This is a genomic window from Streptomyces diversicolor (assembly GCF_057537855.1).
The window spans coordinates 37,998-58,060 of sequence record NZ_BAAJXA010000041.1 but is presented as its reverse complement, the minus strand read 5'-3'; the positions used below and the strand labels follow the sequence as shown (position 1 = coordinate 58,060).

At 73.4% G+C, this 20,063-nt stretch carries 16 protein-coding genes; 7 read left to right on the top strand and 9 right to left on the bottom strand.

Going from position 1 to position 20,063, the window contains the following annotated elements; translation table 11 throughout:
• Positions 1 to 34: 34 nt before the first annotated feature.
• Positions 35 to 613, top strand: coding sequence for a universal stress protein (locus AC27LF_RS35800; protein ID WP_479660442.1), 579 nt, complete (start codon positions 35 to 37; stop codon positions 611 to 613).
• Positions 614 to 1,272: 659 nt separating this feature from the next.
• Complete coding sequence (locus AC27LF_RS35795) at positions 1,273 to 2,286, top strand: AraC-like ligand-binding domain-containing protein (protein WP_479660443.1); 1,014 nt, start codon at positions 1,273 to 1,275, stop codon at positions 2,284 to 2,286.
• A 121-nt stretch (positions 2,287 to 2,407) separates the two neighbouring features.
• On the opposite strand, the gene AC27LF_RS35790 is transcribed toward AC27LF_RS35795, so the two are convergent.
• Positions 2,408 to 4,804 (bottom strand): ATP-binding cassette domain-containing protein, encoded by a 2,397-nt coding sequence (locus tag AC27LF_RS35790; protein ID WP_479660444.1) that lies wholly within the window; start codon positions 4,802 to 4,804, stop codon positions 2,408 to 2,410.
• 531 nt (positions 4,805 to 5,335) lie between these two features.
• On the opposite strand from AC27LF_RS35790, the gene AC27LF_RS35785 reads away from it, so the two are divergent.
• The 3 genes from AC27LF_RS35785 (at position 5,336) to AC27LF_RS35775 (ending at position 7,568) form a co-directional block, all read left to right on the top strand.
• On the top strand, positions 5,336 to 5,791 hold the full coding sequence (locus AC27LF_RS35785) for a helix-turn-helix transcriptional regulator (RefSeq protein WP_479660445.1): 456 nt from the start codon (positions 5,336 to 5,338) through the stop codon (positions 5,789 to 5,791).
• 10 nt (positions 5,792 to 5,801) lie between these two features.
• Positions 5,802 to 6,218, top strand: a complete 417-nt coding sequence (locus AC27LF_RS35780; RefSeq protein ID WP_479660446.1) for a VOC family protein — start codon at positions 5,802 to 5,804, stop codon at positions 6,216 to 6,218.
• A 135-nt stretch (positions 6,219 to 6,353) separates the two neighbouring features.
• Positions 6,354 to 7,568 (top strand): hypothetical protein, encoded by a 1,215-nt coding sequence (locus AC27LF_RS35775; protein ID WP_479660447.1) that lies wholly within the window; start codon positions 6,354 to 6,356, stop codon positions 7,566 to 7,568.
• Between the two features lie 150 nt (positions 7,569 to 7,718).
• On the opposite strand, the gene katG is transcribed toward AC27LF_RS35775, so the two are convergent.
• From katG to AC27LF_RS35755, 4 genes are all read right to left on the bottom strand, one after another.
• Positions 7,719 to 9,941 carry a catalase/peroxidase HPI gene (katG, locus tag AC27LF_RS35770; RefSeq protein ID WP_479660448.1) on the bottom strand — a complete coding sequence of 741 codons (2,223 nt, stop codon included), beginning with the start codon at positions 9,939 to 9,941 and terminating at the stop codon, positions 7,719 to 7,721.
• A 32-nt stretch (positions 9,942 to 9,973) separates the two neighbouring features.
• Positions 9,974 to 10,411, bottom strand: coding sequence for a Fur family transcriptional regulator (locus AC27LF_RS35765; RefSeq protein WP_479660449.1), 438 nt, complete (start codon positions 10,409 to 10,411; stop codon positions 9,974 to 9,976).
• A 483-nt stretch (positions 10,412 to 10,894) separates the two neighbouring features.
• The gene (locus AC27LF_RS35760; RefSeq protein ID WP_479660450.1) at positions 10,895 to 11,374 is read right to left on the bottom strand and encodes a TIGR03668 family PPOX class F420-dependent oxidoreductase; all 480 of its coding nucleotides are present in this window, start codon (positions 11,372 to 11,374) and stop codon (positions 10,895 to 10,897) included.
• 32 nt (positions 11,375 to 11,406) lie between these two features.
• On the bottom strand, positions 11,407 to 12,048 hold the full coding sequence (locus AC27LF_RS35755; protein WP_479660451.1) for a phosphoribosyltransferase: 642 nt from the start codon (positions 12,046 to 12,048) through the stop codon (positions 11,407 to 11,409).
• Positions 12,049 to 12,220: 172 nt separating this feature from the next.
• On the opposite strand from AC27LF_RS35755, the gene AC27LF_RS35750 reads away from it, so the two are divergent.
• Positions 12,221 to 12,658, top strand: coding sequence for an SRPBCC family protein (locus AC27LF_RS35750; RefSeq protein ID WP_479660452.1), 438 nt, complete (start codon positions 12,221 to 12,223; stop codon positions 12,656 to 12,658).
• Here AC27LF_RS35750 and AC27LF_RS35745 read toward each other — a convergent pair.
• The 4 genes from AC27LF_RS35745 to AC27LF_RS35730 all read right to left on the bottom strand — a co-directional run bounded on the left by AC27LF_RS35745 (position 12,645) and on the right by AC27LF_RS35730 (position 17,881).
• A complete protein-coding gene (locus AC27LF_RS35745; RefSeq protein ID WP_479660453.1) occupies positions 12,645 to 13,826 on the bottom strand; it encodes an XdhC family protein in 1,182 nt (393 codons plus the stop codon). The genes AC27LF_RS35750 and AC27LF_RS35745 overlap by 14 nt on opposite strands.
• Before the next feature lie 172 nt (positions 13,827 to 13,998).
• Positions 13,999 to 16,413 (bottom strand): xanthine dehydrogenase family protein molybdopterin-binding subunit, encoded by a 2,415-nt coding sequence (locus tag AC27LF_RS35740; protein ID WP_479660454.1) that lies wholly within the window; start codon positions 16,411 to 16,413, stop codon positions 13,999 to 14,001.
• Positions 16,410 to 16,991 (bottom strand): (2Fe-2S)-binding protein, encoded by a 582-nt coding sequence (locus AC27LF_RS35735; protein ID WP_479660455.1) that lies wholly within the window; start codon positions 16,989 to 16,991, stop codon positions 16,410 to 16,412. The genes AC27LF_RS35740 and AC27LF_RS35735 overlap by 4 nt, the downstream gene beginning before the upstream one ends.
• Complete coding sequence (locus AC27LF_RS35730; RefSeq protein WP_479660456.1) at positions 16,991 to 17,881, bottom strand: FAD binding domain-containing protein; 891 nt, start codon at positions 17,879 to 17,881, stop codon at positions 16,991 to 16,993. The genes AC27LF_RS35735 and AC27LF_RS35730 overlap by 1 nt, the downstream gene beginning before the upstream one ends.
• Before the next feature lie 342 nt (positions 17,882 to 18,223).
• On the opposite strand from AC27LF_RS35730, the gene AC27LF_RS35725 reads away from it, so the two are divergent.
• Positions 18,224 to 19,933 carry a PucR family transcriptional regulator ligand-binding domain-containing protein gene (locus tag AC27LF_RS35725; RefSeq protein ID WP_479660457.1) on the top strand — a complete coding sequence of 570 codons (1,710 nt, stop codon included), beginning with the start codon at positions 18,224 to 18,226 and terminating at the stop codon, positions 19,931 to 19,933.
• The last annotated feature ends 130 nt before the right edge of the window (positions 19,934 to 20,063 follow it).

The window sequence follows — 20,063 nt, the reverse complement described above, 5'->3', positions numbered from 1 at the left end:
GCATCCGGTCGGCGGGTGCAGAACGGTGGTGCCGATGTCCGAGTCCCGCCCGCCCTCGGGCGCCCGTGTCGTGGTGGGGGTCAGCGGCTCAACAGGGAGTCTGGCCGCCCTGGTCCGGGCGGCCGACGAGGCGCGGCGCCGGGGAGCCGAACTGTGGCCGGTGCTGGTCTGGCAGCCGCCCGGCGGTGACCTCGCCTGCCGCAGGTCCCCGGCCGCTTCCCTGCTCGCCGAGGACTGGGAACGGCTGGCGCGGGAGCGGCTGGAGGCCGCGCTGCGCGAGGCGTTCGCCGGCCCGGGTCCGGGGCTGCCCGGGCCGGCGCTCGTCGTCCGGGGCGTGCCGGGTCCGGTGCTGGTGCGGACCGCCGACCGGGACACCGACCTGCTGGTGATCGGCGCCGGACGGCGCGGGCCGCTGCACCGGGCGCTGTGGCCGTCGGTGGGGCGCCACTGCCTCGCCCACGCCGGCTGCCCGGTCCTCGCGGTGCCGCCCTCACCCCTTGAGGCGGCACTGGCGCGGGCCCACCGCCGCAACGCCTGGCGACTTCCGCTGCACACCGGGCATCTACGGCGAGCCTCCGAGTCCATGCCGCCCGACCGCAGCACACCCGGCTAAGCGCTCCGCTGGACATGCCGCGCTGCGCCGTCGGCCGCCTGCGGCACCGTCGTGGCTGGTCGCTCCCCCGCGTTCTCGGCTCCGCTCGAACAGGGTGAACTCCCATCGCGGCGGAGCCGCACACCAATACGGCCCCGCGCCCCTTCGCGGCGCTGCCGAACCGCAGCGGACTCACTGGACCTGCTCGGCCCTCCGGCCACCGCGAGGCCCCACCCCCAGCCGCGTGAGCCGCACGCCGCCATTCCCAGACGCCGCGAGCCGCGCGCCCCCACCTCCGGACGCCGGAAGCCACCCGCCGCCACCCCCAGACGCCCTGGGCTGCACCCCGCCGCCCCCAGACGCCGTGGACCGTCAGATGCCGTGAGTCGCGGGCCGCCGTCTCCGGACGCCGTGGGCCGTGCGGTGGCCGCCGCCGGCGCGGCCCCGCCGACAGGGCCGACGCCGGTGCGGGGCGGCGCGGCCCCCCGTCCCGCGCCACCGGGCTGCGCCCAGCCTGCCATCCCGGCGCCCGGCCGCCCTGGGCGTGGAGCGCACTCGGCTTGGCGTGCAGCGCACTTTGCGGGGGCGCCGTCCACCGGGGACCATCGTGGACGCGACCGCGGCGGGCCGGCACCGGCCGCGCGCCGCAGCCACCTGACACGGCGTCATCCGGGAGAAGAATGCTCACCACCGTGCTGGACACCGCCCGGGTACGGCCCGCCGACCGGACGGCGGCCTGGACCGAGGTCACGGGCCTCGCCCTGGTGACCACCCTCATCAGCTTCCGCGCCCGGGAACCCGAGCAGGTGCGCGCCCGGATCCAGACCCTGGCGCTCGGTCCCGTCCAGCTGTCGGTGATGTCCTACTCGCCGCTGTCGTCGCGGCGCACCGCCCGGCTCATCCGGCAGTCCGATCCCGAGCTGTACCAGCTCGGGCTGACCGTCGCGGGACAGCAGGAGATCGAACAGGCCAGGTCGAGCGCCGCGCTCGGCGCCGGCGACCTGGTGCTGTACGACAGCTCCCGGCCGTTCACCGCCGTCTCGGGCCCGTCGCCCGCCGGGACGCGGACCCTGCTGCTCCAGTTCCCCAGGAAGCTCGTGCCGCTGCCGGACAAGGAGGTGGCGCCGCTGTGCGGGACGGTCCTGAACGGCCGGACGGGCGTGGGGCGGCTGCTGAGCCTGATGCTCACCGGCCTGGTGGAGACCCACCGCGATCTCACCGCGGGCGACACCGTCCGGCTGGGCAACACCGCGGTCGACCTGGCGGCGGCGCTGCTCGCCCACCACGGCGGGCGGCAGGACGTGCTTCCGGCCGAGTCGCGGCAGCGCGCGCTGTTCGAGGAGATCAGCGCGTTCCTCGTCGCCCATCTCCACGATCCCGGTCTGAAACCGGACGCGGTGGCGGCGGCGCACTTCATCTCCACCCGCTATCTGCACCGCGTCTTCCAGCAGCACGGCATCACGGTGGGCGAGTTCGTCCGGCAGCAGCGGCTCGCCCGTTGCCGGCGGGACCTGGCGGACCCGGCGCAGCGGACGGTTCCCGTCGCGGTCATCGGGGCGCGCTGGGGCTATCCGGCGCCGTCCGACTTCACCCGAGCCTTCCGCACCGCCACGGGGATGACCCCGACCGAGTACCGCGCCACCGCCCAGCCACCCGGCCCGCCGGCGGAACCCACCAAGCCACCCACCCCCTGACCCTCCGCCGCGTCCCCCTCGGTCACCGGGCCCGAGACGAGCACTCTCCGGGGGATGCCGCTCCGCCCGGGCGGACTACGTCCGCCCATCGGGGACTCCCGCAGCGCACCACGCGCCCCCGTCAGAGGCCGACGTATGTCGCGAGGTGTTCGGCGGTGAGGGTGGTGCGGGAGGTGACCAGGTCCGCGGGGGTGCCCTCGAAGACGATGCGGCCGCCGTCGTGGCCCGCGCCGGGGCCCAGGTCGATGATCCAGTCGGCGTGCGCCATGACCGCCTGGTGGTGCTCGACGACGATCACCGACTTCCCGGAGTCGACGAGCCGGTCCAGCAGGCCGAGCAACTGCTCGACGTCGGCGAGGTGCAGTCCTGCGGTCGGCTCGTCGAGGACGTAGACACCGCCCTTGTCCGCCATGTGCGTGGCCAGCTTGAGCCGCTGCCGCTCACCGCCGGAGAGCGTGGTGAGCGGCTGCCCGAGGGTGAGGTAGCCGAGGCCGACGTCGGCGAGCCGGGTGAGGATCCGGTGCGCGGCCGGGGTGCGCGCCTCGCCCGAGCCGAAGAACTCCTCGGCCTCGGACACCGGCATCGCAAGGACCTCGCTGATGTCACGGCCGCCGAACGTGTACTCCAGGACCGACGGCTGGAACCGCTTGCCCTCGCAGTCCTCGCAGGGCGAGGAGACGCCGGCCATCATCCCCAGGTCGGTGAAGACGACCCCGACGCCGTTGCAGGTGGGGCAGGCACCCTCGGAGTTGGCACTGAACAGCGCGGGCTTGACACCGTTGGCCTTCGCGAACGCCTTGCGGATCGGTTCGAGCAGCCCCGTGTACGTCGCCGGGTTGCTCCGCCGCGACCCGCGGATCGGGCTCTGGTCGACGGAGATCACTCCCTCGTCGGCCGGGATCGAGCCGTGCACCAGCGAACTCTTGCCGGACCCGGCGACGCCGGTGACGACGGTGAGCACACCGAGCGGGACGTCCACGTCGACACCGGCCAGGTTGTTCACCGACGCGCCGCGGATCTCCAGCACGCCGGTGGGTTTCCGTACCGTCTCCTTCAGGACCGAACGGTCGTCGAGATGGCGGCCGGTGACGGTGTCGGAGGCCCGCAGCCCCTCGACGGTGCCCTCGAAGCAGACGGTGCCGCCCTGCGTGCCGGCGCCGGGGCCCAGGTCCACGACATGGTCGGCGATGGCGATCAGCTCCGGCTTGTGCTCCACGACCAGCACCGTGTTGCCCTTGTCCCGCAGCCGCAGCAGCAGGTCGTTCATCCGCTGGACGTCGTGCGGGTGCAGGCCCGCGGTGGGCTCGTCGAAGACGTAGGTGACGTCCGTGAGCGCGGAGCCGAGGTGGCGGATCATCTTGACGCGCTGCGCCTCGCCGCCCGACAGCGTGCCCGAGGGCCGGTCCAGCGCGAGATAGCCGAGGCCGATCTCCACGAACGAGTCCAGCGTGTGCTGGAGCTTGGCCAGCAGCGGGGCCACCGACGGCTCGTCGAGGCCGCGGACCCACTCGGCGAGATCGCGGATCTCCATCGCGCAGGCGTCGGCGATGCTGATCCCCGCGATCTTCGAGGAGCGGGCGCCCGCGCTCAGCCGGGTGCCGTCGCACTCGGGGCAGACGGCGAAGGTCACCACCCGCTCCACGAAGGCCCGGATGTGCGGCTGCAACGCGTCGATGTCCTTCGACAGCATCGACTTCTGGATCCGCGGGATCAGCCCTTCGTACGTCAGGTTGATGCCGTCCACCTTGATCTTGGTGGGTTCCTTGTGGAGGAGGTCGTTCAGCTCCCTCTTGGTGTACGCGCGGATCGGCTTGTCCGGGTCGAAGAAGCCGCAGCCGGTGAAGATGCGGCCGTACCAGCCGTCCATGCTGTAGCCGGGGATCGTCAGCGCGCCCTCGTTCAGCGACTTGCTGTCGTCGTAGATCTGGGTCAGGTCGATGTCGGAGACGCGGCCTCGGCCCTCGCAGCGCGGACACATGCCGCCGGTGCGGCTGAAGGTCGCCTTCTCCGTCTTCTTGGCCCCGCGCTCGACGGTGATCGCACCGCTCGCCTGGACCGAGGGCACGTTGAAGGCGTACGCGCCGGGCGGGCCGATGTGCGGCTCGCCGAGGCGGCTGAAGAGGATGCGCAGCATCGCGTTGGCGTCGGTGGCGGTGCCGACGGTGGAGCGCGGGTCGGCCCCCATGCGCTGCTGGTCGACGATGATCGCGGTGGTCAGCCCGTCGAGCACGTCGACCTCGGGGCGGGCGAGGGTGGGCATGAAGCCCTGCACGAACGCGCTGTACGTCTCGTTGATCAGCCGCTGCGACTCCGCGGCGATCGTGGCGAACACCAGGGAGCTCTTGCCCGAGCCGGACACCCCGGTGAACACCGTCAGCCGGCGCTTCGGGATCTCGATGCTGACGTCCTTGAGGTTGTTCTCGCGCGCGCCGTGCACACGGATCAGATCGTGGCTGTCGGCGGCGTGCGCCGGCATCTCCGCTGCCGCCTGGGTGTCCGTGCTGGGGGCGTTGGTCATCGTCTCTCCCTGTGGTGGGTCGGCTGGACCGCCTTCGCGGTCCGCGTCGGCGCGGTCGGCGCGGGCGCGGCAGCGGTCCGCCGGTGATCCGGCGGACCGGGGTGTCGGGCCGGGGCCGCGCGACGCCCGTCCGACGCCGTCGGGGCGCGCGGGCGCCGACCGGCGCGGTGTGCGGGTGGGCGTGGCCGAGCCAGGTCCGGCCTCGGCGGAGAGGGGACCGGCACCGGGACGCCGCGTCCCGGGCACGGCGCAGGGCCGCCTGGCTGCGGTCAGAGAATAGCCCGCTCCCCCGCCCCCATGACCACCCCCTTTTTTCTTCCGGCTCCCGTCACACCCGACCGCTCCGGCACAGCGTCACACCCCGGACCAAGACACGCCCGACCGCTCCGGCGACGGCAAAGCCGTGGGAAGCCGCCCGGTCCCCGCACACCGACACCGGGAAACCCGGCACCGCCTGCCACGGGACGCGCCGCCGGGCTCCGCGGACGCGGCCGGTGAGGGCTGTCGGTGGGGCGTGGGATGCTGAGGGGCGTGACACTTGAGGACCTGGTGAGGCTGCGGCGCGCGCGGGACGTGATGGATCGCGACTACGCCCGGCCGCTGGACGTGCCCGCGCTGGCCGCCGTCGCCCTCATGTCGCCCGGGCACTTCTCCCGCAGCTTCCGCGCCGCGTTCGGCGAGACGCCGTACAGCTATCTGATGACCCGCCGTATCGAGCGTGCCAAGGCGCTGCTGCGGCGGGGCGACCTGAGCGTGACGGAGGTCTGCTGCGAGGTGGGCTGTACGTCCCTTGGGTCGTTCAGCTCGCGCTTCACCGAGCTGGTCGGGGAGAGCCCGAGCGCATACCGGGCCCGCGCCCATGACGCGGGCGCCGCGATCCCGGCGTGCATGGCCAAGATCTTCACGCGCCCGGTCAGAAACGGCCGGCCGGGCCCGAGCGGGCAACCGGTCAGGATCGAAGAAGCGGATTCGGCCGCCGCCTCGTAGCGTCGGTGGCATGAACATCAAGGTTTCCACGTGCTTCATCGCAGTCGACGACCATGACAAGGCGCTCGCCTTCTACCGTGACGTCCTCGGTCTGGAGGTGCGCAACGACGTCGCCTTCGAGGGGATGCGCTGGGTGACCGTCGGATCGCCCGCGCAGCCGGACGTGGAGATCGTCCTCGAACCGCCGCTCGCCGACCCCAACGCCTCGCCGGCGGACCGGCAGGCCATGGCGGAGCTGCTGGCCAAGGGTCTGCTGCGCGGGGTGATCTTCTCCACCGACGACGTCGACGCCACCTTCGAACGGATCCGGGCCGCCGGCGGCGAGGTCCTGCAGGAGCCGATCGACCAGCCGTACGGCGTCCGGGACTGCGCCTTCCGGGACCCGGCCGGCAACATGCTCCGCTTCAACCAGCCCCACACCCGCTGACGCCCCGGCCGTCTTCAAGGGCGACTCTTACCTGCGGCGCTCCTGTCGGCGGGTCTCCTCCCAGGGACGTATACGGCGGGTAAGAAGGGCGGAGTCCGGATTGCGTACGGTGCGGTGCGTGTTCAAGGTCAAAGAGTGAGCACGCCTTCCGCACCGCTTCCCGAACCCGCCGTCCCCTACCCGCCGGTGCGGCGTCCCGCGGCCCGCCGGGCCCGCCGGCCCTGGCACCCGGCCCCGGCCGGCCTGCTCCCGGCCCTCGCCCTGTTCGTGGCCGTCCGCGCCGCCGGTGTCGTCGCGGTCGTCGTGACGAGCCGGCTGTACGGCCGGCCGGTCACGAAGAACCTCGCCCACTCCTGGGACTCCAACTGGTATCTGCACATCGCCACGCACGGCTACGGGCATCTGATCTGGATCACTCCGACGGGCGATGTGCAGACCGACTGGGCGTTCTTCCCGCTGTACCCGACCCTCGTCCGGGCGGTCACGGCCGTGCTGCCCCTCTCCCCGGGCGGGGCCGGTCTGCTGATCGCGTGGTGTGCGGCGGTGGTGGCCGCCTGCGGGATCTACGCCATCGGCCACCGCCTGTACGGGCGTGCCGTCGCCACCGCTCTGGTGGCGCTGTGGGCTTCGCTGCCGCACTCGGTCGTCCTCACCCTCGCCTACACCGAGCCGCTGTTCGCCGCGCTCGCGGCCTGGTGCCTGTACGCCGTGCTCAGGGAGCGCTGGCTGACGGCCGGTGTGCTGGCGGCCCTGGCCGGGCTGTCCCGGCCGAACGGCATCGCCGCGGCCGTGGCGGTCGTCGCGGCGGCCGGGTACGCGGTCTGGCGGTGCCGCGGCCGGGTTCCGGCCGGGCTGTGGGTGGGTGCCGTACTCGCCCCGCTGGGCTGGGCGGGTTATGTGCTGTGGGTGGGGCGGCGGACCGGGGATCTGCTGCACGGCTACTTCCGGGTGCAGAGCGCCTGGAGTTCCCGCCTCGACTTCGGCTGGGGCGCCCTGCGCTTCCTCAAGGCGCTGTTCCTGCACGGCGGCGGGGTCGTCTATCCGCTGGCCCTGGTGGTCGTGGCCGCCGGGATCGTGCTGTTCGCACTGCTGTGCCTGGAGCGTGCCCCGCTGCCGCTGGTGGTGTTCGCGGGCACGCTGCTCCTCATGGTGGTGGCGGTGTCGGGGCCGTTCGCGTCCAAGCCCCGCTTTCTGCTGCCCGCGTTCCCGCTTCTCCTCCCGGTCGCCCTGGCGCTGGTGCGGACCTGGCGTACGACGCGGGCGAGGGCGCTCCTGTTGGGCGGCACACTGACGGCCGTGTCACTGGCGTACGGGACGTTCCTGGCGGCGGTCGCCCGTCAGCCCCTGTGACGCCGCAGTACCGGAACGACGTGGAAATGCATGGATAAGCGGACAAGCGAATAAGGAGACAAGGGGACGTCCGGGCCGGCCACCGCGGGCCGGCCCGGACGTCCTGTGCTCACCGTCGGACCATCCGAACGGTCAGAGCGTTCGGAACGGTCAGGCGAGGTCGAAGCGGTCGAGGTTCATGACCTTCGTCCAGGCGGCGACGAAGTCCGTCACGAACTTCTCCTTCGCGTCGTCGCAGGCGTAGACCTCGGCGAGCGCGCGCAGTTCGGAGTTGGAGCCGAACACGAGGTCGGCGCGGGTGCCGGTCCACTTGACCGCGCCGGTGGCGGCGTCCCGGCCCTCGAAGGTGGTCTGGTCCTCCGAGGTCGCCTTCCACGTCGTGCCCAGGTCGAGCAGGTTGACGAAGAAGTCGTTGGTGAGCGTGCCGGGGGCGTCGGTGAAGACGCCGTGCTTCGAGTTGTCGTGGTTGGCGCCCAGGACGCGCAGGCCGCCGACGAGGACCGTCAGCTCGGGGGCGCTCAGGGTGAGCAGGTTCGCCCGGTCGATCAGCAGGTACTCGGCCGGCAGCCGGTTGCCCTTGCCGAGGTAGTTGCGGAACCCGTCGGCGGTCGGCTCCAGCGCGGCGAACGACTCCGCGTCGGTGTGCTCCTCCGTCGCGTCGACGCGGCCCGGGGTGAAGGGGACCTCCACGTCGTGACCGGCGTCCTTGGCGGCCTTCTCGACGGCGGCGCTGCCGCCGAGCACGATCAGGTCGGCCAGGGAGACCTTCTTGGCGCCCGAGTTGAACTCCTGCTGGATGCCTTCCAGGGTGCGCAGCACCGTCGCCAGCTCGCCCGGGTTGTTCACCTCCCAGCCGCTCTGCGGCTGAAGGCGGATCCGGGCGCCGTTGGCGCCGCCGCGCTTGTCGCTGCCGCGGAAGGTCGACGCCGAGGCCCAGGCGGTGGAGACCAGCTGCGAGACCGTCAGACCCGAGTCGAGCAGCTTGGCCTTGAGCGCGGCGATGTCGGCGGCGTCGATGGTCTCGCCCTCGGCGGCCGGCAGCGGGTCCTGCCACAGCAGGGTCTCCTCGGGCACCTCCGGGCCGAGGAACAGCGACTTCGGGCCCAGGTCACGGTGGGTCAGCTTGTACCAGGCGCGGGCGAAGGCGTCCGCGAACTCCGCGGGGTTCTCGTGGAAGCGGCGGGCGATCGGCTCGTAGACCGGGTCGAAGCGCAGTGCCAGGTCGGTGGTGAGCATCGCCGGGGCGATCTTCTTCGAGGGGTCGTGGGCGGCGGGCACCGTGCCCTCGCCCGCGCCGTCCTTCGGCTTCCACTGCTTGGCGCCGGACGGGCTCTCGGTCAGCTCCCACTCGTAGCCGAACAGGTTGTCGAAGAAGCCGTTGCTCCACCGGGTGGGGGTGCTGGTCCAGGTGACCTCCAGGCCGGAGGTGATGGTGTCCGCGCCCTTGCCGGTGCCGTAGCTGTTCTTCCAGCCGAGGCCCTGCTCCTCAAGCGAGGCGGCCTCGGGGTCGGGGCCGACGGCGTCCGCCGGGCCGGCGCCGTGGGTCTTGCCGAAGGTGTGGCCGCCGGCGATCAGGGCGACGGTCTCCTCGTCGTTCATCGCCATGCGGCGGAACGTCTCACGGATGTCGCGGGCCGCGGCGATCGGGTCCGGGTTGCCGTTGGGGCCCTCCGGGTTGACGTAGATGAGGCCCATCTGGACGGCGCCGAGCGGGTTCTCCAGCTCGCGGTCGCCGGTGTAGCGCTGGTCGCCGAGCCAGGTGGTCTCCGGACCCCAGTAGACGTCCTCCTCCGGCTCCCAGACGTCCTCCCGGCCGCCGCCGAAGCCGAAGGTCTCGAAGCCCATGGACTCCAGGGCCACGTTGCCGGCGAGGACCAGCAGGTCGGCCCAGGACAGGCTCTGGCCGTACTTCTTCTTGACCGGCCACAGCAGGCGGCGGGCCTTGTCCAGGTTGGCGTTGTCCGGCCAGCTGTTGAGCGGAGCGAAGCGCTGCTGGCCGGCGCCGGCACCGCCGCGGCCGTCGCTGATCCGGTAGGTGCCGGCGCTGTGCCAGGCCATGCGGATGATGAACGGGCCGTAGTGGCCGAAGTCGGCGGGCCACCAGTCCTGAGAGGTCGTCAGCACGTCCTCGATGTCCCGCTTGACGGCCGGGAGGTCGAGGGACGCGAAGGCCGCGGCGTAGTCGAAGTCCTCGCCGAGCGGGTTGGCCACGGCGGGGTTCTTCGCGAGGATCTTCAGATTCAGCCGCTCCGGCCACCACTGGCGGTTGCCGCCGCCCTGCGTCGGGTGCGGGGCGCGACCGTGAGCGACCGGGCAGCCGCCCGTCTCCTCCGTCTTCGGGTCGGTGACGATTGCCTCATGGTTCTCGGACATGGAAATCCTTCCGGACTGGGCGGATCTTGTGCTCAGGAACTGCGGGCGGTGGAACAACCGGGGCACAGGCCCCAGTAGATGACCTCGGCCTCGTCGATGGCGTAGCCGTGGTCGTCGGAGGCGGTCAGACAGGGGGCGTCGCCGGTCGCGCAGTCGACGTCGGCGAGGGCACCGCACGACCGGCAGATGAGGTGGTGGTGGTTGTCGCCGACGCGGCCCTCGAACCGGGCGGGGCTGCCCGCCGGTTCGATACGGCGTATGAGTCCGGCCGCGGTGAGGGCGTGCAGCCCCTCGTACACGGCCTGGAGTGAGATGTGGCCGACGCGCTCGCGGACCCCGGAGGCGATGGCGTCGACGCCGAGGTGGTCGCCGTGCCGGACGGTGTCGAGCAGTGCGACGCGGGCGGCCGTCACACGCAGACCGGCACCGCGCAGCTCGTCGGCGGCGGTCGGGGGCTGGGCTGCGGTCATGGCGGTCAACCTACCGCCCCAAAGACGAACGATTCAAGAAAACGAGCGACACAAGTCTTATACGCAACGCCAACACGACCCGAAGCACCCACACCGCTGACGACACGTCAGCGAGCGCCATGCGGAAGCGGTTCCCCACTGGGGCCGACGCGCGGCTTTCGGAACGCGTCGGGCACGGTCGCTCACACCACGAGGCGGAACACGCCCCGGCGCGCCGGCCCCGCGCCGGGGCGCCACCGGATCCGCACCCGCGCCGCCCGCAACCGGCCGCCCCGACGGCCACCGCGCATCTCCGCCCGCCTTCCGTCTGTCCGGCGGCACGCCCCGCGTCGGCTCGGAACCGTCTTGCTCCGCGTCTGGGCCGTGTCGCGCGTTGGGCCACCGGGGCGCCCCGGACGTCGCACGTCCTGCCGTCGTCGCTCGCCGGTCGGTGCCGCAGACGGGCCCGGGGCGGCCCGCCTCTGGCCGCCGTGGGTGTGGTGTTCAGGGCGTGGGGGTCGGTTGCCAGCCGGTCCAGCGGTGGACGGTGACGGCCACGACCGGTCCGGTCGGCGGGTGGTCGCGGTACTGCGGGTACTTGTCGCGCAGCAGGCCGAGCGCGGCCCCGCACTCGGCCCGCACGGCGGCGTCCACGGCGTCGGGGGGCAGGACGCGGGCCTCGCCGTCGGCGCGGACCCACCACAGCCGGCCCCAGTCCTCGCCGTAGGCGTCCACCAGCAGGCACACAGCGGGCCGTGCGGCGATGTTGCGCAGCCGCTTCAGCCGGGTCGTGGTCTTCGGCTTGTCGTCCACGGCCATGACGATGCCGTCGGCGCCGGACCCGCCCGCCCCGTCCGGCCCGGCCCGCACCGCGAACACGACCGGCACCAGATGGGGCCGGCCCGCCGCGTCGACCGTCGCGAGCCGTGCCACCCGCGCGGCGGTGAACCGCCGTCGCGCCTCCTGCGCCGGCATCCGGGGCACCGTGCGCCTCCTCGGTTCCCGTGCGCGACGCGTCACCTCGTGTGCAGCGCGTCGATCACGTCGTCGTCGGTGAGCTGTCCGAACTCGTCGTACCACTGGCCGACGGAGCTGAAGGAGTAAGGCGCGTACAGGCACACGATGTCGTCCGCCTCGGTGCGCAGCGCGTCGAGCGATTCGGGCGCGCCGACGGGAACGGCGAGGACGAGACGCGCGGGCGCCTGGCGGCGGACATGGCGCAGCGCGGCGCGCGCCGTGGAGCCGGTGGCCAGCCCGTCGTCGACGACGATCACCGTGCGGCCGGCCAGTCCGGGCGGCGGGCGGCCCTGGCGGTAGCGCCGCTCACGACGGTGCAGTTCGGTCCGTTCCCGGGCCACCGCGGGAGCGAGCCGTTCCGCGCTCAGGCCGAGCCGGTCCAGGGTGTGCTCGTCGTAGAGGGGCGGATCGTCGCCGGCGATGGCGCCGATGCCGAACTCCTCGTGGTGCGGGGCGCCGATCTTGCGGACGAGCAGCACGTCGAGCGGGGCGCCGAGGGCCCGCGCGATCTCCGCGGCCACCGTGACGCCGCCGCGGGGCAGGGCGAGCACGACGGGGTCCGGCAGGCCGCCCCGCTCGCTCAGGGCGCACAGCCGCCCGGCGAGTTCCCGTCCGGCCTGGCTTCGGTCCTGGAACCGCATGGTCGGTCCTCTCCGCCGGAGGTGGCTCTCCCTGCCTCCCATGGTGATACGACGGCCCACCGAGAGCTATACACCGTGTGCATACGTCCGCCTGTGCACCATGCCGGTGGCACAGGGCCGAACGGCCCGCAGGACCCGCTGTCCCCGCCGGGTGGTTCCCTACCATCGTGCCGTGGTCGACTTCCTCCTCCAGCGGACTACGCCGCTGCCCCTCGACGAGGCGTGGCGCCGGCTCACGAGGTGGCCCCGGCACGGCGACGCGGTGCCGCTGACCCGCGTCACCGTGGCCACCGATCCGCCGACCCGGGTGGGCACGCGCGTCGTGGCCCGCACGGGCATCGGGCCGTTCGCCTTCGACGACCCGATGGAGGTCACGGTGTGGCGCCCGCCGGCCGACGGCGGGCCCGGGCTCGTGCGCCTGACGAAGCGGGGCAGGGTGGTGCTCGGCTGGGCGGAGCTGGAGGTCCGTCCGGGCCCCGGCGGCACCCGGGTCCTGTGGCGGGAGGAACTGCGGGTCCGCGGACTCCCGCCGCTCTTGGACCCCCTGCTGGTCCGGGCCTCCCGGGCCGTCTTCGGGCGGGCGGTCGGCTCCCTGCTCAGGAAGGGCTGACACGCCCCGTTCCCAGGCCGGCACCGGGCGGGCACGCAAGGGGCTGGGGTGCGACGGGCTCGCGGTGGATGGGGGTGCGGGCGCCGGTGAGCGGGACGCCGGTGCCGCCGCGGCGGTCCGCCACGATCTCCGCCGCGATCGACAGGGCCGTCTCCTCGGGCGTGCGGGCACCGAGGTCGAGGCCGATCGGGGAACGCAGCCGGGCCAGTTCGAGTTCGGTGACGCCGGCCTCGCGCAGCCGCTCGTTGCGGTCGAGGTGGGTGCGGCGGGAGCCCATCGCGCCGATGTACGCGACCGGCAGGCGCAGCGCCGACCGGAGCAGCGGTACGTCGAACCTGGCGTCGTGGGTGAGGACGCACAGCACGGTCCGGCCGTCGACGTCGGTCCGCTCCAGATACCGGTGCGGCCAGTCCACGACGATCTCGTCGGCCTCGGGGAACCGGGCCCGGGTCGCGAAGACGGCACGGGCGTCGCACACCGTCACGCGGTAACCGAGGAACGTGCCGATCCGCACCAGCGCCGAAGCGAAGTCGATCGCGCCGAAGACGATCATCCGGGGCGGCGGCACGGACGACTCGACCAGGACGGTGAGCGGCGCCCCGCAGCGGGAGCCCCGCTCGCCGATCTCCAGGGTGCCGGTGCGGCCCGCGTCCAGGAAGGCGCGGGCCTCGGCGGCGACGGCGCGGTCCAGTTCCGGATGGCCGCCGAAGCCGCCCTCGAAGCTGCCGTCGGCGCGCACGAGCAGCGCCCGCCCGTCCGGCCCGGCCGGTCCCGCGACGATCCGTGCGAGCGCCGCCGCCTCCCCGCGCGCGGCGGCGGCCAGCGCCGCGGCGGCCACCGGGCGGACGGGATCGGCCGCCCGCACCGGTGTGACCAGGACGTCGATGACGCCGCCGCAGGTCAGGCCGGCGGCGAAGGCGTCGGCGTCGCTGTGGCCGAAGCGTTCGAGGACGCTCTCGCCGTCCTGGAGCGCCTGCCGGCACGACTCGTAGACGGCGCCCTCCACGCAGCCGCCGGAGACCGAGCCGATCGCGGTGCCGTCGGCGTCCACCGCGAGGGCGGCGCCGGGCGGTCGCGGCGCACTGCCACCGACCGCGACGACGGTGGCCACGGCGACATCCCGCCCCCGCCCGACCCACCGGTGCAACTCCCCGGCGATCTCCAGCATGCCTCGGTCTCCTCACACCCTGGGTAGGGAGCGCCCCGAAGGGGCGCGGGACGCTGTCGATGTGCGGCTCCGCCGCGATGGGGGTCCCCCCTGTTCGAGCGAAGCCGAGAACTTGGGGGAGCGACCAGCCACAACAAACCCGCAGCCGAAAACCGCAGCCGACGCCGGCCGATCAAGACCGACCCAGCCGAGAACTCCCGCAAACCGGCAGAGCCACGTGCTCGGGCCGGACCGGCGTCCGGTTCAGCTCCAGCCCCGTCGCGTTCCTGATCGCCGCGAGGACGGCCGGGGTCGAGGACAGGGTGGGCGCCTCGCCGACCCCGCGCAGCCCGTACGGCGCGTGCTCGTCGGCGAGTTCGAGCACGTCGACGGGGATGGTCGGGGTGTCGAGGATGGTGGGGATGAGGTAGTCCGTGAAGGACGGGTTCCTGACCTGCGCCGTCGCCGGGTCGACGACGATCTCCTCCATCACCGCGATGCCCAGGCCCTGCGTGGTGCCGCCCTGGATCTGGCCGAGGACCGACAGCGGGTTGAGCGCCCTGCCGACGTCCTGGGCGCAGGCCAGCTCGACGACCTTGACCAGGCCCAGCTCGGTGTCGACCTCGACGACGGCGCGGTGCGCGGCGAAGGAGTACTGCACATGGCCGTTGCCCTGGCCGGTGCGCAGGTCGAAGGGCTCGGTGGGCCGGTGCCGCCACTCCGCCTCCACCTCCACGGCCTCGTCCTCCAGGACGTCCACCAGGTCGGCCAGCACCTCGCCGCCGTCGGTGACGACCTTGCCGCCCTCCAGCAGCAGTTCGGCCGTCGCCCAGGCGGGGTGGTACGCGCCGAACCTGCGGCGCCCCAGCGCCAGGACCCGTTCGCGCACCAGCTCGCAGGCGTGCTTGACGGCGCCGCCGGTGACGTACGTCTGCCGGGAGGCCGAGGTCGAACCGGCGCTGCCCACCTGGGTGTCGGCGGGGTGGATGGTCACCTGGGTGACGCCCAGCTCGGTGCGGGCGATCTGCGCGTGGACGGTGACGCCGCCCTGGCCGACCTCCGCCATCGCCGTGTGCACGGTGGCCACCGGCCGGCCGCCGGCGACCTCCACCCGCACCTTGGCGGTCGAGTAGTCGTCGAAGCCCTCCGAGAAGCCGACGTTCTTGATGCCGACCGCGTAGCCGACGCCGCGTACGACGCCTTCCCCGTGGGTCGTGTTGGACAGACCGCCGGGCAGCTGCCGTACGTCGACGCCCTCGCTGCTCTCCCACTGGCGCTCCGGCGGCATCGGCATCGCCTTGACCCGGCGCAGCAGTTCGGCGACCGGCGCGGGCGAGTCGACCCGCTGCCCGGTCGGCATGAGGGTGCCCTGTTCCATCGCGTTCAGCCGGCGGAACTCCACCGGGTCCATGCCGAGCCGGGCGGCGACCTTGTCCATCTGCGCCTCGTACGCGAAGCACGCCTGGACCGCGCCGAAGCCGCGCATCGCACCGCACGGCGGGTTGTTGGTGTACAGCGCGACGGCCTCGATGTCGACGGCGTCGACGGCGTACGGGCCGATGCCGAGGGAGGCGGCGTTGCCGACGACGGCCGGGGAGGCGGAGGCGTAGGCGCCGCCGTCGAGCACGATCCGGCACTTGACATGGGTGAGCCTGCCGTCCTTCGTGGCGCCGTGCTCGTAGTGCAGCCGGGCCGGGTGGCGGTGGACGTGCCCGAAGAAGGACTCGAAACGGTTGTAGACGATCTTGACCGGTTTGCCGGTGCGGAGCGCCAGCAGGCAGGCGTGGATCTGCATCGACAGGTCCTCGCGGCCGCCGAACGCGCCGCCGACGCCGGACAGCGTCATCCGGACCCGGTCCTCGGGCAGACCGAGCACGGGCGCGATCTGGCGCAGATCGGAGTGGAGCCACTGGGTGGCCACGTAGAGGTGGACGCCGCCGTCCTCCTCGGGGACGGCGAGGCCCGACTCGGGGCCGAGGAACGCCTGGTCCTGCATGCCGAAGCAGTAGTCCCCCGAGACGATCACATCGGCCTCCTCGGCGGCCCTGGCCGCGTCTCCGCGGACGATCGGCTGCCGGTGCACGATGTTCGGGTGCGGAACGTGGGCGGCGTGCGGGTCGGTGCGGTTCTCGTGGACGAGGAGCGCGTCCGGGGCGGTCGCGGAGGACTCGTCGGTGATGACGGGCAGTTCCCGGTAGTCGACCCTGATCCTGGCGGCGGCGCGGCGCGCGGTCTCCGGGTGGTCGGCGGCGACGATCGCGACGGGCTCGCCGTGGTGGCGCACCTTGCCGTGGGCGAGGACGGGGGTGTCCCGGATCTCCAGGCCGTAGTGCTTCACGTCGGCCGGCAGATCGTCGTACGTCAGTACGGCGTACACGCCCGGGGTGGCCAGGGCCTCACCGGTGTCGATGGACACGATCTCGGCGTGCGCGAGGGGGGAACGCAGGATCTGGCCCCAGAGCATGTCCTCGTGCCACATGTCGGACGAGTAGGCGAACTCTCCGGTGACCTTGAGGACGCCGTCGGGACGGAGCGTGGACTCGCCGATGCCGCCCTTGGTCCGGGTGCCCTGCGTGATCCTGCTGGGAGCGCCGTCGGCCATGCTCATGCCTCCTCGGACTGCCGGGCGGCGGCGAGCCGGACCGCGTCCATGATCTTCTCGTAGCCGGTGCAGCGGCACAGGTTGCCCGACAGCGCCTCCCGGATGTCCGCGTCGGTCGGACGGGGGTTGCGCTCCAGCATCTCGTCGGCGGCGACCAGCAGGCCGGGGGTGCAGAAGCCGCACTGGACGGCGCCCGCGTCGATGAACGCCTGCTGGATCGGGGAGAGCCCGTCGCCCTCGCCGGCGCGTGAGCCGGCGTGTGAGCCGGCGCCCGCGGTCTGCCGGCGCCCGGTCTCGTCGAGCGGGGTGCCGCCGGGCGCCGCGCGCGACCGCTGCCGGGCGTAGTCCGCCAGGCCCTCGACGGTGACCACCTCACGGCCCTCGACCTGTCCGGCGGCGACCAGGCACGAGCACACCGGCACGCCGTCGAGGCGGACCGTGCACGAGCCGCACTCGCCCTGCTCGCAGGCGTTCTTGGAGCCGGGCAGGCCGAGGCGTTCCCTGAGCACGTACAGCAGGGACTCGCCCTCCCAGACGTCGTCGGCCCGCTGGGGCCGTCCGTTCACGGTGAAGTTGACACGCATCACGCGGCTCCCTCGGTGGTGCGGCGGCTGCCGCGGTACGACTCCCAGGCCCAGGTGAGCGTCCGGCGGGCCAGCACACCGACCGCGTGACGGCGGTAGCCCGCGGTGCCCCGGACGTCGTCGATCGGGTTGCAGGCGGCCGAGCACAGCTCGGCGAACTGCTTCGCGACGGACGGGGTGATGGTCTTTCCGTTGTCCCAGAAGCCGCCCTCCTCCAGGGCCGCGTTCAGGAAGTCCTCGGCGGCCTTCGCCCGGACCGGGGTGGGCGCGGCCGAGCCGATCCCGGTGCGGACCGTGCGGGTGTCGGGGTGCAGCGCGAGCCCGAAGGCGCAGACGGCGATCACCATGGCGTTGCGGGTGCCCACCTTGGAGTACTGCTGCGGCCCGTCGGCCTTCTTGATCCGCACCGCGCGGATCAGCTCGTCCGGGGCGAGCGCGTTGCGCTTGACCCCGGTGTAGAACGCGTCGATCGGGATCAGCCGGGTGCCGCGCACCGACTCGGCCTCCACCTCGGCGCCCGCGGCGAGCAGCGCGGGGTGGGCGTCGCCGGCCGGGGACGCGGTGCCCAGGTTGCCGCCGACGCCGGCGCGGTTGCGGATCTGCGGGGAGGCGACGGTGTGCGAGGCGAGCGCGAGACCGGGCAGTTCGGCGCGCAGCCGCTCCATGATCCCGGCGTACGGGACCGAGGCGCCCAGCCGCACGGTGTCCGCGCCGACCTCCCACTCGTAGAGGTCGCTGATCCGGTTGAGGTCGAGCAGGTACTCGGGCCGCCGGTGGTCGAAGTTGATCTCGACCATCACATCGGTGCCACCCGCGATCGGCACGGCGGTGGGGTGCTCCGCCTTCGCGGCCAGCGCCTCGTCCCAGGTGGCGGGGCGAAGGAAGTCCATGAACGGCTCTCTTCTTCGTCGTGTGGGGCGTGCGGATCGAGCCCATCCGTGTGCATGGGCCCGGCTCGTTCATGTGCTGTTCACGCGGAGTGGTGTCAGTACACAGCGCCGTGCTCCGAGCGGGTCAGTCACCGAAACCATGAAGGAGTTGGCTGGCCAGGGCGCACTTCTTGTAGATTCGTATGAACGAGAGGTCATCGGTAACCACTCCGTTTCACCGAGGAAACACGGGACACGGCCGGCCGCCGCGCACAGCGGTTCGCGCACCGGTCCCCGGGTTCCTCCCTCCGACTCCCCACCATGATCCATCGTTGGTTTCGAGACACAGAACGGCGGGACGACATGCGGCTGCGCGCACTGCTGGACACCGATGCGCTGGGCCTGCGGCTGCTCGGCGGCGCGGACGAGCTGGACCGGACCGTGCGGGGCGTGATGACCACCGACCTGCGCGACCCCAGCCGCTATCTCTCGGGCGGTGAGCTGGTGCTGACGGGGCTGGCCTGGCGCCGGGACACCACCGACTCCGAGCGGTTCGTACGGATCCTGGTGCGGGCCGGGGTCGCCGCGCTGGCCGCGGGCGAGGCCGAGCTGGGCACCGTCCCGGACGATCTGGTGCTGGCCTGCGCGCGGCACCGGCTGCCGCTGTTCGCGGTGCACGAGTCGGTGGCGTTCGCGACGATCACCGAGCACGTCGTGCGTCAGGTGTCCGGCGAGCGCGCCGGTGATCTCGCGGCCGTCGTGGACCGGCACCGGCGGATGATGTCCGCGGGCCCGGCGGGCGGCGGCCCGGACGTGGTCCTCGACCTGCTCGGCAGCGACCTGGACCTGCGGGCCTGGGTGCTGTCCCCCACGGGCCGGCTCATCGCGGGTCCCAAGGCCGCCGGGGCGGACCTGCCGGCCGGGGCGGGCGCCCGGCTGGCCGCCGAGCACCTGGCGGCCGTCCGCACCGGCCGCCGCGGGCCGCACCGGATCGTCCTCGGCCACGCGACGTACTCCCTCTTCCCGGTCCGCTCCGCCGGCCGCTCCCCGCAGGCGGCCCGGGATACGCGCGTTACGGCGCTCTCGGACTGGCTGCTCGCCGTCGAGGCCGACGCCGGTGACTGGCCCGAGGAACGGCTCGAACTGCTCCGGGGCGTCACCCAGCTGATCGCGGTGGAACGGGACCGGCGGGACGCGGCGCGCACGGTGCGGCGCCGGCTCGCGCAGGAGGTCCTTGAGCTGGTGCAGGCCGGTGCGGCGCCCGCCGAGATCGCCGCGCGGCTGCGGGTGGCCGCGCCGGTGCTGCTGCCCGGGCTCGGCGCGGCCCCGCACTGGCAGGTGGTGGTGGCCCGGGTCGAGTGGGAGGACGGGCCCGCGGACAGGACGGCCGAGGGCTCCGGCGGGCACCGGGCGGGTGGCGGCCCGGTCGCCCAGTCGCTGCTGGAGGAGATCCTGGTCGACCCGCTCGCCACCGGGCCCGAGCCCGCCGACCGCATCGCCGTCGCACACACCGGCGACGAGGCGGTCGCGCTGGTCCCGCTGCCCGCCGTCTCCGCCGAGCACGACGGCTCGGAGACCGGGGTGCTCGCCGACGCGCTCCTCGCGTCCGTACGCGACCCGCTGACGGCCGGTCTGGACGACGACGGCCGGGTCACCCTCGGCGTCAGCGCGGCGGTGCACTCGGCGGAGGGGCTGCACGGGGCGCTGGAGGAGGCACGGCACGCCCGCCGGGTGGCCGCGGCACGCCCCGGGCGGGTGTGCGCGGCGGGCCACCAGGAGCTGGCCTCGCACGTGCTGCTGCTGCCGTTCGTGCCGGACGACGTCCGGCGGGCCTTCACCGCACGGCTCCTGGACCCGCTGCGCGACTACGACCGCAGGCACCGGGCCGAGCTGATCCCGACGCTGGAGGCGTTCCTGGACTGCGACGGCTCCTGGACCCGCTGCGCCGCCCGGCTCCATCTGCACGTCAACACGCTGCGGTACCGGGTGGGCCGGATCGAGCAGTTGACGGGACGGGACCTGTCGCGGCTTGAGGACAAGCTCGATTTCTTCCTGGCGCTGCGCATGAGCTGAGGTCACGCGGGCGTGCGCCGGGTGGACTGCGGGTGACGCCCCGTCCCACGACTTTGTGAAATCCTTCACCCAGCCTCTTGGCCCGGCCCCGCAAAGGGTGCTGGAATGCCGCCACCACTCAACAGCTCGA

Coding starts and splice junctions, on each gene's coding strand:
- AC27LF_RS35795 (WP_479660443.1), top strand. CDS start 1,273: ATGCTCACCACCGTGCTGGACACCGCCCGGGTACGGCCCGCCGACCGG.
- AC27LF_RS35765 (WP_479660449.1), bottom strand. CDS start 10,411: ATGACCGCAGCCCAGCCCCCGACCGCCGCCGACGAGCTGCGCGGTGCC.
- AC27LF_RS35735 (WP_479660455.1), bottom strand. CDS start 16,991: ATGCGTGTCAACTTCACCGTGAACGGACGGCCCCAGCGGGCCGACGAC.
- katG (WP_479660448.1), bottom strand. CDS start 9,941: ATGTCCGAGAACCATGAGGCAATCGTCACCGACCCGAAGACGGAGGAG.
- AC27LF_RS35730 (WP_479660456.1), bottom strand. CDS start 17,881: ATGGACTTCCTTCGCCCCGCCACCTGGGACGAGGCGCTGGCCGCGAAG.
- AC27LF_RS35725 (WP_479660457.1), top strand. CDS start 18,224: ATGCGGCTGCGCGCACTGCTGGACACCGATGCGCTGGGCCTGCGGCTG.
- AC27LF_RS35755 (WP_479660451.1), bottom strand. CDS start 12,048: ATGCGGTTCCAGGACCGAAGCCAGGCCGGACGGGAACTCGCCGGGCGG.
- AC27LF_RS35745 (WP_479660453.1), bottom strand. CDS start 13,826: ATGCTGGAGATCGCCGGGGAGTTGCACCGGTGGGTCGGGCGGGGGCGG.
- AC27LF_RS35800 (WP_479660442.1), top strand. CDS start 35: ATGTCCGAGTCCCGCCCGCCCTCGGGCGCCCGTGTCGTGGTGGGGGTC.
- AC27LF_RS35780 (WP_479660446.1), top strand. CDS start 5,802: ATGAACATCAAGGTTTCCACGTGCTTCATCGCAGTCGACGACCATGAC.
- AC27LF_RS35740 (WP_479660454.1), bottom strand. CDS start 16,413: ATGAGCATGGCCGACGGCGCTCCCAGCAGGATCACGCAGGGCACCCGG.
- AC27LF_RS35790 (WP_479660444.1), bottom strand. CDS start 4,804: ATGACCAACGCCCCCAGCACGGACACCCAGGCGGCAGCGGAGATGCCG.